General features: G+C 52.8%; 9 protein-coding genes. 3 read left to right on the top strand and 6 right to left on the bottom strand.

From position 1 onward, the window contains the following. The first annotated feature begins 20 nt into the window (after positions 1–20). Complete coding sequence (locus tag FJ146_06460; protein ID MBM4251595.1) at positions 21–3,119, top strand: hypothetical protein; 3,099 nt, start codon at positions 21–23, stop codon at positions 3,117–3,119. Between the two features lie 57 nt (positions 3,120–3,176). Here FJ146_06460 and FJ146_06455 read toward each other — a convergent pair whose 3' ends face one another. Further along, positions 3,177–4,580 (bottom strand): hypothetical protein, encoded by a 1,404-nt coding sequence (locus FJ146_06455; protein ID MBM4251594.1) that lies wholly within the window; start codon positions 4,578–4,580, stop codon positions 3,177–3,179. Between the two features lie 153 nt (positions 4,581–4,733). On the opposite strand from FJ146_06455, the gene FJ146_06450 reads away from it, so the two are divergent. Next, positions 4,734–5,390 (top strand): porin family protein, encoded by a 657-nt coding sequence (locus FJ146_06450; protein MBM4251593.1) that lies wholly within the window; start codon positions 4,734–4,736, stop codon positions 5,388–5,390. 18 nt (positions 5,391–5,408) lie between these two features. On the opposite strand, the gene FJ146_06445 is transcribed toward FJ146_06450, so the two are convergent. Continuing rightward, positions 5,409–6,014, bottom strand: coding sequence for a hypothetical protein (locus tag FJ146_06445; GenBank protein MBM4251592.1), 606 nt, complete (start codon positions 6,012–6,014; stop codon positions 5,409–5,411). A gap of 115 nt (positions 6,015–6,129) precedes the next feature. Between FJ146_06445 and FJ146_06440 the strand changes: the two genes are divergently transcribed. Next, positions 6,130–8,061 carry a hypothetical protein gene (locus FJ146_06440; protein ID MBM4251591.1) on the top strand — a complete coding sequence of 644 codons (1,932 nt, stop codon included), beginning with the start codon at positions 6,130–6,132 and terminating at the stop codon, positions 8,059–8,061. Between the two features lie 4 nt (positions 8,062–8,065). Here the strand turns inward: FJ146_06440 and FJ146_06435 are convergent, their stop codons facing one another. From FJ146_06435 to thrA, 4 genes are all read right to left on the bottom strand, one after another. Further along, a complete protein-coding gene (locus FJ146_06435) occupies positions 8,066–9,256 on the bottom strand; it encodes a hypothetical protein (GenBank protein MBM4251590.1) in 1,191 nt (396 codons plus the stop codon). 237 nt (positions 9,257–9,493) lie between these two features. Beyond that, entirely contained in the window at positions 9,494–10,741 is a 1,248-nt protein-coding gene (locus FJ146_06430) for a threonine synthase (GenBank protein MBM4251589.1), read from the bottom strand. Beyond that, a complete protein-coding gene (locus tag FJ146_06425) occupies positions 10,738–11,670 on the bottom strand; it encodes a homoserine kinase (protein ID MBM4251588.1) in 933 nt (310 codons plus the stop codon). The genes FJ146_06430 and FJ146_06425 overlap by 4 nt, the downstream gene beginning before the upstream one ends. A 2-nt stretch (positions 11,671–11,672) precedes the next feature. Then, a complete protein-coding gene (gene thrA, locus FJ146_06420; GenBank protein ID MBM4251587.1) occupies positions 11,673–14,231 on the bottom strand; it encodes a bifunctional aspartate kinase/homoserine dehydrogenase I in 2,559 nt (852 codons plus the stop codon). Between the last annotated feature and the right edge of the window lie 230 nt (positions 14,232–14,461).

Genomic DNA, 14,461 nt, shown 5'->3' with positions numbered 1-14,461 from the left:
GACGACTTGAAGGATTGCCGATGGCACCAAAAAACGCGCAAAAAAAAGTGATTCCCCTCGATGTCGATGAAGAGATGGAGCCCCAAGAGCCGGCTAGCGAGGGTCAGCACGCCTCCTGGGAGGAGATCAAAACCGGCGACGAGCTTGAGAATTACATCGAGGACATTGCGGACACAGTCCGGATAGGGCTTGATCAGAGTATTGCCATCTTAACGCCGTGGTTTTTTAACAATATGCCACGTGCCTATTATCAGACTACGCCGCGACCGGAAAAGGTGCGCCATCTTTCGGCCGTTATCACGGGCCATGTTTTCGAGACCAAACAAACCGTCGAGCTTTGGGACCGAGATCGGGCCAAAGTGACTTACATCGGTCCCGGTGGGGACCGCGCGATTTTGATCGATATGGCGCGGCGCCTCGCGCCGAATCCGCTCAAGATGGGATCGCTGTATTTTTCGCGCGATAAATTGCTATTCCTCTCGACCTTCCACTGCAAGGACCACAAGCCGCTCGATCGCGAAAATCGCCGCATCATGGAGAAGGTGAAAATTGCGCGTAGCATGCTGGTTGAGGAATTCCCCGATGACCTGACGCGGATCGATGCTTATCTCAAGAACTTGGATAACGACTTTGTCATGTACGCGACGGCAGGAAGGATACAGATCCTTTACCGTATGGTCCGCTACATGATTGACCACGAGGGTGCTCACACCTTCTTCGAGCCTGTGGACAACAGCCCTAACGCACGGCTGACGCTAGGCATGAAGAATGTCAATCCATCCCAGGTGCTCGAGGCCATTCTCGATTTGATCAATCGCTACGAATTTAACGTCGTGCGGGCGTTCATGGTGCGGTTTACGCAGGGCTATGACGAGCCGATTTCGGTGTTCCACATCATCGTCGGCAGGATGGACGAGGAACCCGTAGATTTCAACGCCGTACCGGTGATGAGGCTGAATAAGGCCTTGCGGACGTTGGGCTGGGTGGATGTCGATGATTACGGCGAGTTAACTAAGGCGCCGTACGGATTTTCTATCAACGCAACCAACCTGATACGCAGTATCGCCACCTGGGCGCATGTCATGCTTGGTAAGGAGAATCCGTACTACTACTCGCAGTACAAGGTCAGGACGACGTTCTTTAAATATAGTGATTTTACGCGCGAATTAGTCCAGCTCTTCCGGCTGAAGTTTGATCCCCTTAAGGAGCAAGAACGTAACGCTGGCGGCTATGCTGACAAGCGGGTGCTACTACTTGAGATGACTAAGGAAGTCATTGACGAGGTTGAAAAGACCATCTTGCTCGAGGCGATCAATCTCCTGGATCACACGCTCAAGACCAATTACTTTCTGCCCACTAAAACGGGTCTAGCCTTCCGCATCGCACCCGAGGTGTTGAGTAGCAAGTTTTATCCGATGCGGCCCTTTGGTATCTTTTTCATCGTCGGCAAGGACTACCGCTTGTTCCACGTGAGGTGGAAGGATATTTCGCGTGGTGGTCTCCGGGTAGTCATGCCACGCAACGGCTCTGATTTTGACTTCGCTCTGGCCGGCATGTTTGATGAGGTTTATGGGCTCAGTCATGCGCAGCAGCTCAAGAATAAAGACATCCCCGAGGGTGGATCAAAAGCGGTGCTGGTGCTCAAGCCAGGTGGTCATAGGCAGCAGGCGGTACGTGGTGCAGTGAATGCGCTACTTGATCTGCTAGTGGCTCGCGGCGAGTCAGATGAGCCTACAGCGGCCAGTATTAGCTACTACGACAAAGAGGAGATCATCTACCTCGGTCCGGACGAGAATATCACGAATGATTTGATCGAATGGATTCCGGTGCAGGCGGCCCGTCGTGGCTACAGGTATGCTGCGGCCTTCATGTCATCCAAGCCGGGAGCAGGGATCAACCACAAAGAGTATGGTGTAACTTCTGAGGGGCTAAATGTGTTCCTGGAGAACATGCTTAAGTACCTTGGTATCAATCCTCGTGAGCAGCGTTTCACAGTTAAGATGACTGGTGGTCCAGACGGTGACGTGGCTGGCAACGAGCTCAAAATTCTCCACCGTGAATACGGCGAGAATGCCAGAGTCGTTGCGATCGCCGATGGTTTCGGTGCCGCTCATGATCCGGAAGGACTCGCCTGGTCGGAGCTCCTAAGACTCTTTAAGCAGGGTAAATCAGCAGCTGACTTCAGTTCGTCACTGCTGAGCGCAGCCAAGGGAGCCTTTGTCATCAAGGCCGACACTCCTGATAACATCAGAACGCGCAACAATCTTCACTTCAACGTCAAGGCCGACGTCTTCATCCCCGCAGGCGGACGTCCCTATACGGTGAACGAGAAAAACTGGACCAACTTTATCGATAAGGAAGGTAAACCTACCTGCCGGGCTGTGGTCGAAGGCGCTAACATCTTCTTTAGCAGCGATGCGCGACAAGAGCTGCAAAAGAAGGGGATCTTGAACATCAAAGATTCAAGCGCCAACAAAACTGGGGTTATTTGCTCGTCCTACGAGATCATCGCTAGCTTGACGCTATCGACTGAAGAGTTTTTGGCGATCAAAGACATCTACGTCCAGCAGGTGATTGAAATTCTGCGTCAGAAGGCAGACCAGGAAGCCAAATTGCTCTTCAAGGAGTATGCGCTGAACGGCGGTCGTAAGACTTTGGTAGAGCTATCGATGGCGATTTCCCGCCAAATTAACGACGTCACAGATATCATTCTTGAGAATCTGACTAAGGAGCAAGATAAAGTCCTGGCGGATCATTTTTATCACGGGCTCATATACCGCCATGTTCCCAAGGTGCTGGTTGAGCGATATAAGGATCGGCTGCTTAAACGGCTACCGGCAGCCCATCAAATCGCCATCCTTTCGGCTTATATCGCAAGCTACATTGTATACCGCGAGGGGCTAGGTTGGTTGGACGGTGTACCGCCAGAGGCTAGATTTGAGGCTGCCCGGACGTACATGATGCAGGACCATGTCACCAGCACATTGCTGAGTAGTGTGGAAGAGTCACACTTGCCAGACAGAGATAAGATTGCCGCTATCCTGCGCATGAGTGCCACCAGGGATTTGACCATTATCGAGATGGAAAAGTCAGGCGCAGCAAAGTCCGGCCAACACTGATCTCAAACTAATGGACCAGAGGCCCACGCAGACATAGGTGCTGTGTGGGCTTTTTACTTAGGATGCGACCGGTAGTGAAGTTTCATTGTTATCGCGATTCACCCAAATGAGCATCTTGTCGTCATTGGACGGGATTCTATGGATGGCTCTGACACCGTTTTCGCCGAGATCAGCGATGAATGCTTCAAGGTCGCGCGGGCTGGTGCGCGTACCTCGGTGAAACACGCCGTCCGTGCCAATGATGACTGATAAGAGATCGTTGGGTGTAAATTGCACTTCGACCGGCCGAATCACCATGTTGCGATCGATGCCAATGATGCCACCCGGCTTCATGACACCGCGGAACCGACCATCGGTAAGCTTGGCGCATTTGTAATAGAGAGGGATGTGGCCGCAGGAGTAGTAACTCAACTTACCAATGCTAACTACGGCAACGCCAATCGTAGCGGTTTGAGGATGATCGACCACCATCGATCTGAGGGTGCTATTAACTTCTTCCAGCCATATTTCAGGCTTGAATTGAGTGCTAGACTCGGCGCGCGCCCAGAGCGCATGGATCGCGCGAGCTACCATCGCCGCCGCGATCCCTTTGCCCGTGACATCAGCGACGGCAAGAACCAAGTCACCGTTGGCCAGGACGCGGGCACCCATCCAGTCACCACTAAGTGATTGGTGTCGCTCTTGATACATATTCACCTGCATGCCGCGAAAGCGGATACTATCGATCTTGGAGCCTAAAGATTCCTGGACTTGCTGGGCGAGTGAGACCTCGCGCTCGAAAGCTTCGAATTTCAGCCGATCATTCTCAGCCATCATCTTCTGAGTGAAAAATTCATATTTAGATTGCTTGGCTAAGGTATGGAAGAAGAGACAGTTACTGCCAGCATTCACTAAGTCAGCAATGAGCAGAACGATCATCCATTGGGCCCAGCCCTCGCCCTGCCACGCGACGGCACCCAGCAGGAGGTGCATACTGAGATTGAAGATAACTTCACCGTGGTAGGAAAAATTGAACAGAATGAGGATACCGCCAGTGAGGAGATAGATAGAAGATCCCATCATTTTGTACCAGGTCCCGACCGAGTCCTGCCAAACTTGGTAGAAGGCTATAGCCGTACCGATCATAAAGAGCGGCGCGATCACGAAGGTGACAAATCTACTTTGTACCTGATCCATGCCACGAAATCGCTGCATATAGACACCGAGTGGAACCGCGCTAAAAAAGGTCAAAGCCAAAGTCAGATTGGCTGGATGGGATGCGAAAAGGTAACACAGGGTACCGATGACGGGACAACCAAACACAGCAAACCGATTTACGTGTGGCTCCATCCTGTCGACAGTTTGCCGCCTATGTTGATAGATGCGGCTGCGGATATCCGGCAGCTCATCAGGCGCCTCGCCGTAGAGCCTGTCAATCCAGGATCTAATTTCTTTGATGTATTTGGTGGTTTTTGTGATCAACTTAACTTTGCTCCCAAAACCAAATCACACACAATACTATCGGCAGATCGCCGTGAAAAACTGAGATAAGCAATGACTTAAATGCCATAGATGAGCACTCTGGTTTAAGGAGAGGGACAAATCTGCCGATCGTTCGGGTGGGAGGACCCAGCGATGAAATCCACTTGTTTTTTACCCTGGTTTTTGGGCGCAGTCGCATTTCTCAGTGCGTCATCGGCGCAGGCCAGAGTGCAGTTGTCGCCCTATGTCAGTATCCGGTCGACCTCCTCAATTAAGCCGCAGACCACTGATAAGAGCAAAGAAACAGCAACGTCCAAGCAGCGACAAGAGGCCGGTCTACGCGGAGCGATTTCTTTTTGGCGCCTGTTTAGTCTGCAGGCAAGTGTAGGACAGAGCAAACTAACGACCACGTCAAAAGTCCAGGATGCCAAAGACGAATACGGCGAAATTGATTTTGCCGAGGACATGAGTGTGTCCGGTGATAACCCTGATAACGACCTAAAGGTCACCGAAACGCAGCGCAATGCGCGTCTCTCATTGGCGATTGATCCCGGGTTTTGGATTTTTATTTTGCGTGCCAAGGCTGGAGTGACGGCGACGCAAAGGATTATCGATACCGAGGAGACCGGTAAGGAACCGGTTAATAAAATCTTTGGCCCGACCTATAAGCCTCATGCCGGTGCTGGCCTAGGTTTACGCTTTTCGCCAAAATTTTACGTCATGGCCGAGTACAACACGTTCCACTATGCATTCCCTAAGATCGAGCCCTTTGAGCGGGAAGTGGCTATGAGTTTTGCCATCGACTTTTGAGCCTTGGACTTCTGAAAATCAAATCTTCGACTGACCTACGTATTTACGGCAGGGCTCAGGAAGTGTTCCGTCAATACGGAGCGCCTGCAGCTCGTCCTGCTGATCGGCGGGTAAAGGACAGAGCGCCCGGTATTTAGGGCAAGCTGTGCGGTAGACAACGCGAAAAGGATAACCACCCTTGCCGTTATCCTTAACCATCTCGATCTCAAAAACCTTCCCGAACTGACGCTTGATGTCTTGCTCGCGCTGCCGTGCCGGAATGACGGCCTTCTCGGCCTCGTTGAGCATCTTCTGATACTCCACTGTTTGATCTAACACGGCGCGGGCGTTAGCAGCGGCCATGTCGAGTTTACTGGCTTTATCGATATCGTAGTTTTGCTTAGCGAGAGCCGACTCGATGGTGCTGAGTTCCTGTTTAGCTTTGATGCTAGCCGTTTTCAGTGCACTGAGTTGCTCTTTTAGAGTCGCGACGTAGGCCAGTGTCCGCTCGCGCTCGTCATAGGCCTGGACGTAGGCTCCAGCGACTATTTGCCGACAGCCTTCGCGGGCGTTGACCTGATATTCGACAGGCACCCCGGACGCTGTACTTACTAGCCATAACCATATTGCGTTTAGCATGATCATGTAAGAATTAAACCGCAATCTGTGGTCTGACGGCAAAGAAAAAAGTAATAATTTTGACATGAGGAGCGTATGCTTCTCTTAAGGGCTAATTTTTTTACGCGATTAGCCATTTCACATGGAAAAATGGGGAAATCCGGCCATGCAAATGAAAGCCAATTTTTTCACCGACACTCCCGATATCAAGTATCAATTGACGCGCCGTATTAATTTCGAGGAACTGTTTGCGGGGCTGACGGCAGAGGCGCGCGAGGTATCTGGATGCAGCACGGCTGAAGAGTATCGTGATCTTATTTTGACCTCGTTAGATTCGCTCGGTGAGTTGTGCGGCACGGAGCTTGCTCCCAGGGCAGCCCAGGTGGAGAAGGAACCCATTTACCTCAAGGACGGCGATGTCGTTCTGCCCCCAACGGTGGTCGATAATGTGCAGAAACTGCTGCAGCTTGGTGCCTCCAGCCTCAGCGCTGCACCCAAGTTTGGCGGGATGAATTTGCCATTCTTAGTTGAGGCCTGTGCCAACGAGTTGATCATGCGCGCCTGTCCCTCGACAGGTCTCAATATCGTTTGGTTCGGTGGTATTTCTGCGATTGTAGAAAAGTTTGCCAGTGAAGAGATCAAAGACTTCGTCATGAATCGCATTGTATCGGGCGAATGGTCCGGCAGCATGGCCTTGACCGAGCCAGATGCTGGTAGTGATCTCGGTAATGTGCGTACCTACGGGGAGCAACAGCCCGATGGCACTTGGCGCCTCTATGGTTCTAAGCGCTTTATCTCCAACGGTAATAGCCAGGTCTGTCTCGTTTTGGCCATGAATGCCAAGGGTGCTAAGGGGCTTAACAACCTTAATTTGTTCATGTGTTTGCGCAAGCCGCCTTTCCGCCTCGACGGACAGGAGGATCCCAAGGTCAAGTTCAACTACACGGTCAATAAGATTGAGGACAAGCTAGGGCTCCATGGATCTGCAACCTGCGAGCTCAACTTCGATGGCTCGGTGGCCTACCTTTTGGGTGAGAACGGCAAGGGCTTCCAGCACATGCTTCACCTCATGAACGATGCTCGTATCGTGGTGGGCTTTCAGGCGTTAGGTAACATGGAATCCATCTACCGACTGGCCAAAGAATACTGTGAGCAACGCAAGGCCTGGGGCGTACCCATCGCCCACCACGAGATGGTAGCTGAGAAGCTGCTCGACATGGAAGTTGATATTCAGGCATTACGCAGCGTGTGTTACCAGGCTGCCTACAATCAGTCCGTGATGTATCAATGCGAGAGTTTGCTCGAGGATAAAAGCCTCAGCGACGAGCGGCGTCATGAGATTGAGCGTAAAGCCGGCGTCGCGCGCAAGCGTGTACGTAAGATGACTCCGCTGATAAAATGGTACGGCGCTGAGCGGGCGATCAAGATGGCGCAAGAAGGCTTAGCGCTGCACGGTGGCTATGGATACACCCGTGAGTACCGTGCCGAGTGGTGGGTACGCGAGACGCCAATTTTGGCCATTTACGAGGGTACATCGCACATCCAGGCACTTATGTGTGTCAAGGATACGCTTAAGGACGTGATCCGTAATCCGACAAAATTCATCGAAACTTCGCTGGGTCTTAGGGTTCAGGCCTTTAAACCAGGCGATCCCTTGCGCAAGAAGCTCTATCGGGCTAAACAACTCGAGAGTGGAGCGATCATGTCTCTACTGCTGCGCCTTTTGAAGACCAATGTGCGCGAGACCATCTCAGAGGTTAAGCCTACCGATTTACTACGCATGGTTAAGTTGCTCAGTCGCGACTTGATCAAGATGGAGAACGTGGGCCCAGCACTACTTCATGCTGAGCGCATTTGTGAGATCAAATCTTTGGTCACTTTAGCTCAGTGTTTAGTTTGGGACGCGGAAGATGATCCGTCGCGGGCCTCTTACGCCGAGCGCTTTCTCAACAAATCTTGGCCGCGCCTCAATCAATTGAAGCTCGAGATTGAGGCCGACGACCCAGTTTTGCAGGCACGGCTCGACGCTTACAGGGCGGCAGCACCTGAGGGAGCGACCAAAGTTACCGGCTAGGTAGTTAGATGGAAAGCCCGATGGTCAGATTGGCGAAAGGTCCTTGGAACTGTCTGTTCAACCCAAACTCTATCCCAACCCCGGGTAGAGCGATGGCCGTCAGGTAAAAGTAAGTAGCGACCCCAAAGGAATCAAAATGAGTGGCGTACCCATTGGCACCGGACTGATGGAGTACGCCAAAATCATTAAATAGACCGATGGTCACGGTGCCATCGTCAAATGACTCTACGGGCACTTGATAGTCCATCGCTACGACTTGGTAGTGATCGGCCCAGACGCCGTAACGTTCGACGCCGCGGAATCCTTTGTTGCCGCCTAGCCTGTAGGCGTCCTCTTTAGCACCGCCAACCACTGTACCGCCGGCAACCTGGACTTGTAGGGCATGTTTTATGACAATGCGCTCAAAGCTAAATAGGTAGTCGGCATTAGCGGCGCGTTCCACTCCGTCACTGCGTGTGAGTTGATGGGTAGCATTCACTTTTAAAGACATGCCGTGATTGCCGTAGAAGTGGAAATCCTTGTCTGAGTATTCCGCCAATGCGTTTAGATAAGTGAATGTTTGATTGGTCGGAGGCGTAAATTGGCTATCCTGGACAAACCCGCGTTGCCGCGCACCTAGGTGGGCGTTAGTGACTAGGTTACTCCATCTGTAGCCAAAGCCGCCGAGGACACCGCTAGTTGATTCAATGAAACTGTCGACAATCTTACGCCCTTGGTAAAGACGCAGTTGCTGGTTCACATGGTCGGCTAGGATATCACCGCGCCAGTTACCGAAGTAGATGGCGGGATCTTGGTAGTAGCCAAAAAAGCTTGCGCCGACGTTGGATAGTGATGCTCCTCCAGCGAGAATCTTGCCCTCGCCACCAAAATTTGACTCGAGCACGATCAGGCCAACCTGACGTGAATTACCGGTATTCACTTGCAGATAGGGGATCGGAATCAGAGTCCAACGTTCCTGCACCTCAACATCGATACTGTTATTGGTGAAATCAATTTTGATCTTTTCAAACAGCTTTGTATTGATCATGCACTGCGTCAGGTAGCTATCTAGATACCCTGGCTGCTGCGGATAGGCGGCACCGTCTAGGCAATCACGGACAAGTTTTTCAAGGTAACTGGTATGCGTTCTTGTATGTCCGTGAATGGTTACGGACATCAGCTTCTTGTCGAGATTAGCATGAGCCAGCCCTGTCATGAGGAAACTCAGACAAAAACTTAGGGTAGGCAAGATCCACAGGTGGATCCTACGAGACCGAAGGAGACAGGTGAGCCAGCAAGACATGGTCGAAATTTTCAAATTAGGTTATAAATTTGCGTACGTTAGACCATCGGCCTAGGTTGAACCAGAGCTAAATTTAGGTCCATGGTCACCTGGCATGTAGCGGTCAAATAGACCCAATTTTCCGCCACTTACAAATTTGCGCCCGGTCCTTCAGCGGATCGCTGCGGCGACGGCGCTGAGGGTAGGTGCAATGGTCCGCACCTCATTTGTCGCGGCTTTGAGTGTTGCCTCGGGGTCCTTGAGCATATTCCCCGTGAGGATACATACGACATCATCGTGAGGCTTGATGATGCCTTGCTCCCGAAGTTTCGTAACTCCTGCCAGGCTAGCAGCACTGGCTGGTTCACACCCAATGCCAGCGCTATCGATCGCAGCCTTGGCACACATGATTTCGCCGTCACTAACCTCGGTAACTATACCGTTTGTGGCGCGCATCACGTTCACGGCCTTGGCGTAATTGACTGGTGCGCCGATCTGAATTGCCGTTGCCACCGTTAAGGCTTTGACTTGGTGCTGCTGACGAAACTGATCGCGGTAGCTCAGATAAAAGGGGTTTGCTCCCGCAGCTTGTACCGAGACGATACGCGGCAATTTACTGATCCATCCGGCTGCGTGAGCTTCGATGAGAGCTTTACCAAAAGCGCTGGTATTCCCGAGATTGCCTGCCGGAACAACTAGCCAATCTGGAGCTTGCCAGTCACGCTGCATCAGCAGTTCGAAAATAATAGTCTTCTGACCCTCGAGACGCATGGGGTTGAGCGAATTGACTAGGTATAGACCTAGTTTGGCTGCTGACTCTTGCACCAAACTCATGGCTGCATCGAAGTCACCATCGATAGCAAGGCAGGTAGCACCGTAGCCTATTGCTTGGGCCAATTTACCAGTCGAGATTTTGCCTGATGGCAAAAATACGATGGCTTTGAGGCCAGCATGCGCTGCGTAGGCGGCCAGTGAGGCGCTGGTGTTGCCGGTCGACGCGCAGGCGACGGCTTGGACACCTAGGTGTTTCGCCTGTGATACGGCTACTGTCATCCCGCGATCTTTGAACGATCCGGTAGGATTTTCTCCCTCATGTTTAAAGGCCAAGCGCTCGACACCTGCAAATGCCGCAAGCGCGGTCCGTGTGTATAGCCGCGTACGACCCTCGGGGTGTGTCACGATGTCGTTAACGGGGAGGCTCACCACGGCTTCGCGAAATCCCCACACACCACTCTGATCGAGAGTTTGTGAGCTAAGGAGGCGCATCGCCCATACTTCCTTGCTGACGCGCGCCGTCCATGGTTCCTGTCTAGCTACTTGCAGTAATGCTGTGCAGTCGCACCGGTAGCGCACGACATTGATAGGATAGGTTGCGTCACAGCTAATACATGCTAAATGCTCATTCGCGCTCAGACTCATAGACGGCGGGCTCCTTCTGCAGCAACCCTACCGACATGGTAGCCAGCATCGACGGGAAAGAATGCCGCCTGCATAGCTTTTGCCACAGAGATGGCCGTCGCCTCGTCACGAAGTAGGGCAAACACACTCGGGCCCGCGCCACTAATCGTGCATCCGAGGGCGCCAGCCGCCAAAGCGGCCTCTTTAACTGCGTAGAATGACCCAATCAATGCAGCGCGACGGGGCTCGGCATAAAGATCGACTAAAGCATGACGCGCTAACTCGTAATCTCCGGTTGCAAAAGCGGTGACTAAACTAGCTGTGTTGGCCATTTGCTGCACAAAATCTGCCTGCGTGACGAGTTGTGGTAGGACGGATCTCGCTTTTTTAGTTGTCAGGCGCACAGCTGGGCTTACGACCGCGACCCACCAGTCTCCTTTGATCGGTACACGAATCGCCTCAGCCGGTTCGTTACTGCGAGCTATGGTGAGACCACCGAGCAGGCTTGGTGCGATGTTGTCGAGATGACGACTGGAGATCAGATCTTCGCCGTCAAGGGCTGCGGCAAGAATCGTCGCCGTCGAGACTTTTTGACCGCTTGCCAAGGCTGCCGCAAAAGCTCCGCCGACGCTCGCAGCGGCGCTTGCACCGAGGCCACCTGCGAGCGGTAAAGCGCGATCGATGGACACTACGGCAAGGCGCTGTTCGCCAATACGGTGCAGCAGTGAGTTTGCGGCTACTGTGCAGCAATTGTCCTCGGCAGCCAACGGCACGGCATCTGCATCGCGGCCTGTCACCGAGGCGATACGGCTTGGCCCGTTGACTAGTTCGACAGTGATCTTATCGCCAATGCCATCGACAGCCAAGCCGAGCACGTCAAAGCCGGGACCCACGTTACCAATGCTACCAGGAACAAATACTGTTGCGACGGAAGACATAAATGGCCTCATGATTAGTTGCTAATTGGTAGCGTGAGTTTATCGGATGCCAGTGCCACAGCCAAAATATCGTTGAGCACACCCGCTGCTGTCACTTCGGCACCGGCACCAGGTCCAGTGACGATGAGTGGATTCAACGCATAGCGTCGCGTCGTAATAGCTACTTGGTTATCGGTGCCATGAAGGCGGCCAAGTGGCGACGCAATATCGACTTCTTCGCAACCGACCGTGACCTGGCCCTGGCTGATACGCGCGACATAGCGTAAGGTTTTATGGCGCGCCCTTGCTGCTTTGATGCGCTCGGCCCATTCATTATCTAGTTGTTTTAAGTTATCGAGAAATGTTTGCGGATTTGCATGACCCAGTTCATGGGGGAACAGAGCAGTCACGGTGATGTCCGCCAACTCGAGTCGCATCCCGAGCGTGCGAGCGAGTATCAGAGCCTTACGCGCAACATCGGTGCCACTCAAGTCATCTTGAGGATCGGGTTCCGTGTATCCAAGCGAGTGAGCGCGACGTACGGCATCGGAGAAGGCAGCGCCTTGCTCAATTTCCGACATCAAGTAGCCTAGAGTCCCGGAAAAGCATCCGAGAATAGTGGTGATCTCGTCTCCGGCTTCTTTAAGTTTGGCAAGAGTATCGAGGACGGGAAGTCCCGCCCCGACTGTAGCTTCATAGCGTAGCTGTACGCCATTTTTACTCGCTACCTTAAATAATTCGTCGTACCCAGCCTGGCTGATGGAGAGCGGTTTTTTATTTGCCAAGACTACGTGCCAGCCAGCCTGCAGGGCTGAGAGAATCAGAGGCGCACTATCCTCTGCCGTCACATCAATAAAGACACCGCGCCTAACCGGCAACTGCCAAAACTTTTGCTGCAGATCCAGCGCTAGGTTGGAGGGCGGCGTGGTCCCATTCTCAGCGTGTAGCCGGAGGCCTCGCTCTTTGAGGATCAGAATTTCCTCGATTTCTTTGCGACTGAAACCCGTGTCATGAGCGAGCACGCCAGAGCGATCGACTAGCCCTATACAACTAAGACTGAGACGCATCTTATCGCGGTAGTAGCTATCTTGGCTGGTGAGTTGGCGCAGCAAAGCGCGGCCGATTTGTCCGACGCCAAAGAGGGCCAGATGGACAGCGCTTTCAGCCTGAGGCGGGAGTGCTTTTAGTTTTTCTAGTCTAAACTCCCGGTGCAAGGCATTCAGCGCCGCTGCAACGCGGTCCGCACCGATGACGGCTGAAATATTGAGCTCACTGCTACCCTGGGCAATGGCCTCGACATTAGCCTCGGCGCGAGCAAGTGCAGCAAAAGTCCTGGCGGCAATACCAGGTGTCCCCTGCATACCCAGTCCAACCACAGCGAGGACCGCTTGATTGTCCTTGGTCTGGATCTCTTCGATCAGGTGGTGCTCAATCTCGTAACGAAAAGCTTCGCTCAGTGCCGCGACTGCGGCCTTCGCTTCACCGGTTGGCACCACAAAGCAGATGTTTGCCTCGGATGACGCCTGACTGATGACGGAAACGGAGATGCCGGCATGGGCGAGGGCAGCAAAGGTGCGTCCAGCGATCCCGGGCACGCCCATCATGCCCTTGCCCTCGATGGCGATGAGCGACTGCTCCAAAATGGCCGTCAACGCCTTAACGGGAAATGCTCCAGGCGGCACGTGACCAGCAATGAGCGTGCCTGGATGCGAGGGGTGAAATGTACTTTTCACCCATAATGGAATTTGGTGCGTGAGTAGCGGAATGATCGTTCGTGGATGCAAAACTTTGGCACCGTAGTAGGCAAGCTCAGCGGCTTCACGGTAATGCAGTTCAGGGACAATGCGTGCCTCGCTGACATGGCGTGGATCAGCGGTCAAGAGCCCTTCGACCTCTTTATAGAGCGTGACATTCTCAGCCTTGAGACTGTGGGCAATAACTGTCGCCGTAAGATCAGAGCCTCCCCGACCCAAGGTCACTAGCTCGTTATCCGGGCCTGATCCGATAAAACCCGGTACTACGACGACTTTATTTTTTTCCAGCTGTGGCACTACCAGCGTCTCAACCTTGGCCGTTGTCGCCTTCAGATCGGGGAATGGCATGCCGTACTGCTTTTCGACCTTAATTAAGCGTGGTGCATCAACGTATACGCATTCGATACCGCGTTCCTCGAGCACCTCGCAGAAAATCTGTGCCAACATTCTCTCGCCGCGCGCGGCGGTCATGTCTAGCACGCGTGGCGTGTGTTCTCTGAGTGTTGCCAAGCTGTGACAAATGGCTCCTAATTCGGTTCCGGCGGCGTCTATCTTCTGATCGATCTTGCGGCGCCTTGTTGTATTTTTAATAAGAGCTGCGGTTACGGATTTATGACGACTGACAAAAAGCTCCTGCTGATCCCGGTATGACTCACCCCTCACCGCTGCCTCAGCTGCGCCTAGAAGGAGATCAGTCATTTTCGCCATCGCCGAAAGCACCACGACGAGGCCCTGCGGTGATGCTTGCACGATCGCCGTCACATGCTCAATGGCGGAGTGATCTTGTACAGAGGTGCCACCAAATTTAACGACGCGGTAAGAGCTCAGGCGATGAGACATGGGAGTTTGCGACGCCTTTCTGAAAAATGCTCGCTTTTATTAACAGTTTAGCAGCAAAAGTGCCCGGGCAGGAGTGGTGTCTCCCCACTTTGGTGGTCGCAGGCTTGTTGTAACCGCATATTTTTATTGAAAAAACATTGTGTGTAATAGTTTTGCAAGAATATCCAATGGCAGGCATTCAAGTGGGAATTGCGGACACCTTTGCAACCAACGGAATATAGTGAGGATAG

Source organism: Deltaproteobacteria bacterium, assembly GCA_016874735.1.
Taxonomy (GTDB): domain Bacteria; phylum Bdellovibrionota_B; class Oligoflexia; order Oligoflexales; family CAIYRB01; genus CAIYRB01.
This window is presented reverse-complemented; position numbering and strand designations above follow the sequence as displayed.

Coding starts and splice junctions, on each gene's coding strand:
- FJ146_06425 (MBM4251588.1), bottom strand. CDS start 11,670: ATGAGGCCATTTATGTCTTCCGTCGCAACAGTATTTGTTCCTGGTAGC.
- FJ146_06440 (MBM4251591.1), top strand. CDS start 6,130: ATGGAAAAATGGGGAAATCCGGCCATGCAAATGAAAGCCAATTTTTTC.
- FJ146_06435 (MBM4251590.1), bottom strand. CDS start 9,256: ATGACAGGGCTGGCTCATGCTAATCTCGACAAGAAGCTGATGTCCGTA.
- FJ146_06450 (MBM4251593.1), top strand. CDS start 4,734: ATGAAATCCACTTGTTTTTTACCCTGGTTTTTGGGCGCAGTCGCATTT.
- FJ146_06445 (MBM4251592.1), bottom strand. CDS start 6,014: ATGATCATGCTAAACGCAATATGGTTATGGCTAGTAAGTACAGCGTCC.
- thrA (MBM4251587.1), bottom strand. CDS start 14,231: ATGTCTCATCGCCTGAGCTCTTACCGCGTCGTTAAATTTGGTGGCACC.
- FJ146_06430 (MBM4251589.1), bottom strand. CDS start 10,741: ATGAGTCTGAGCGCGAATGAGCATTTAGCATGTATTAGCTGTGACGCA.
- FJ146_06460 (MBM4251595.1), top strand. CDS start 21: ATGGCACCAAAAAACGCGCAAAAAAAAGTGATTCCCCTCGATGTCGAT.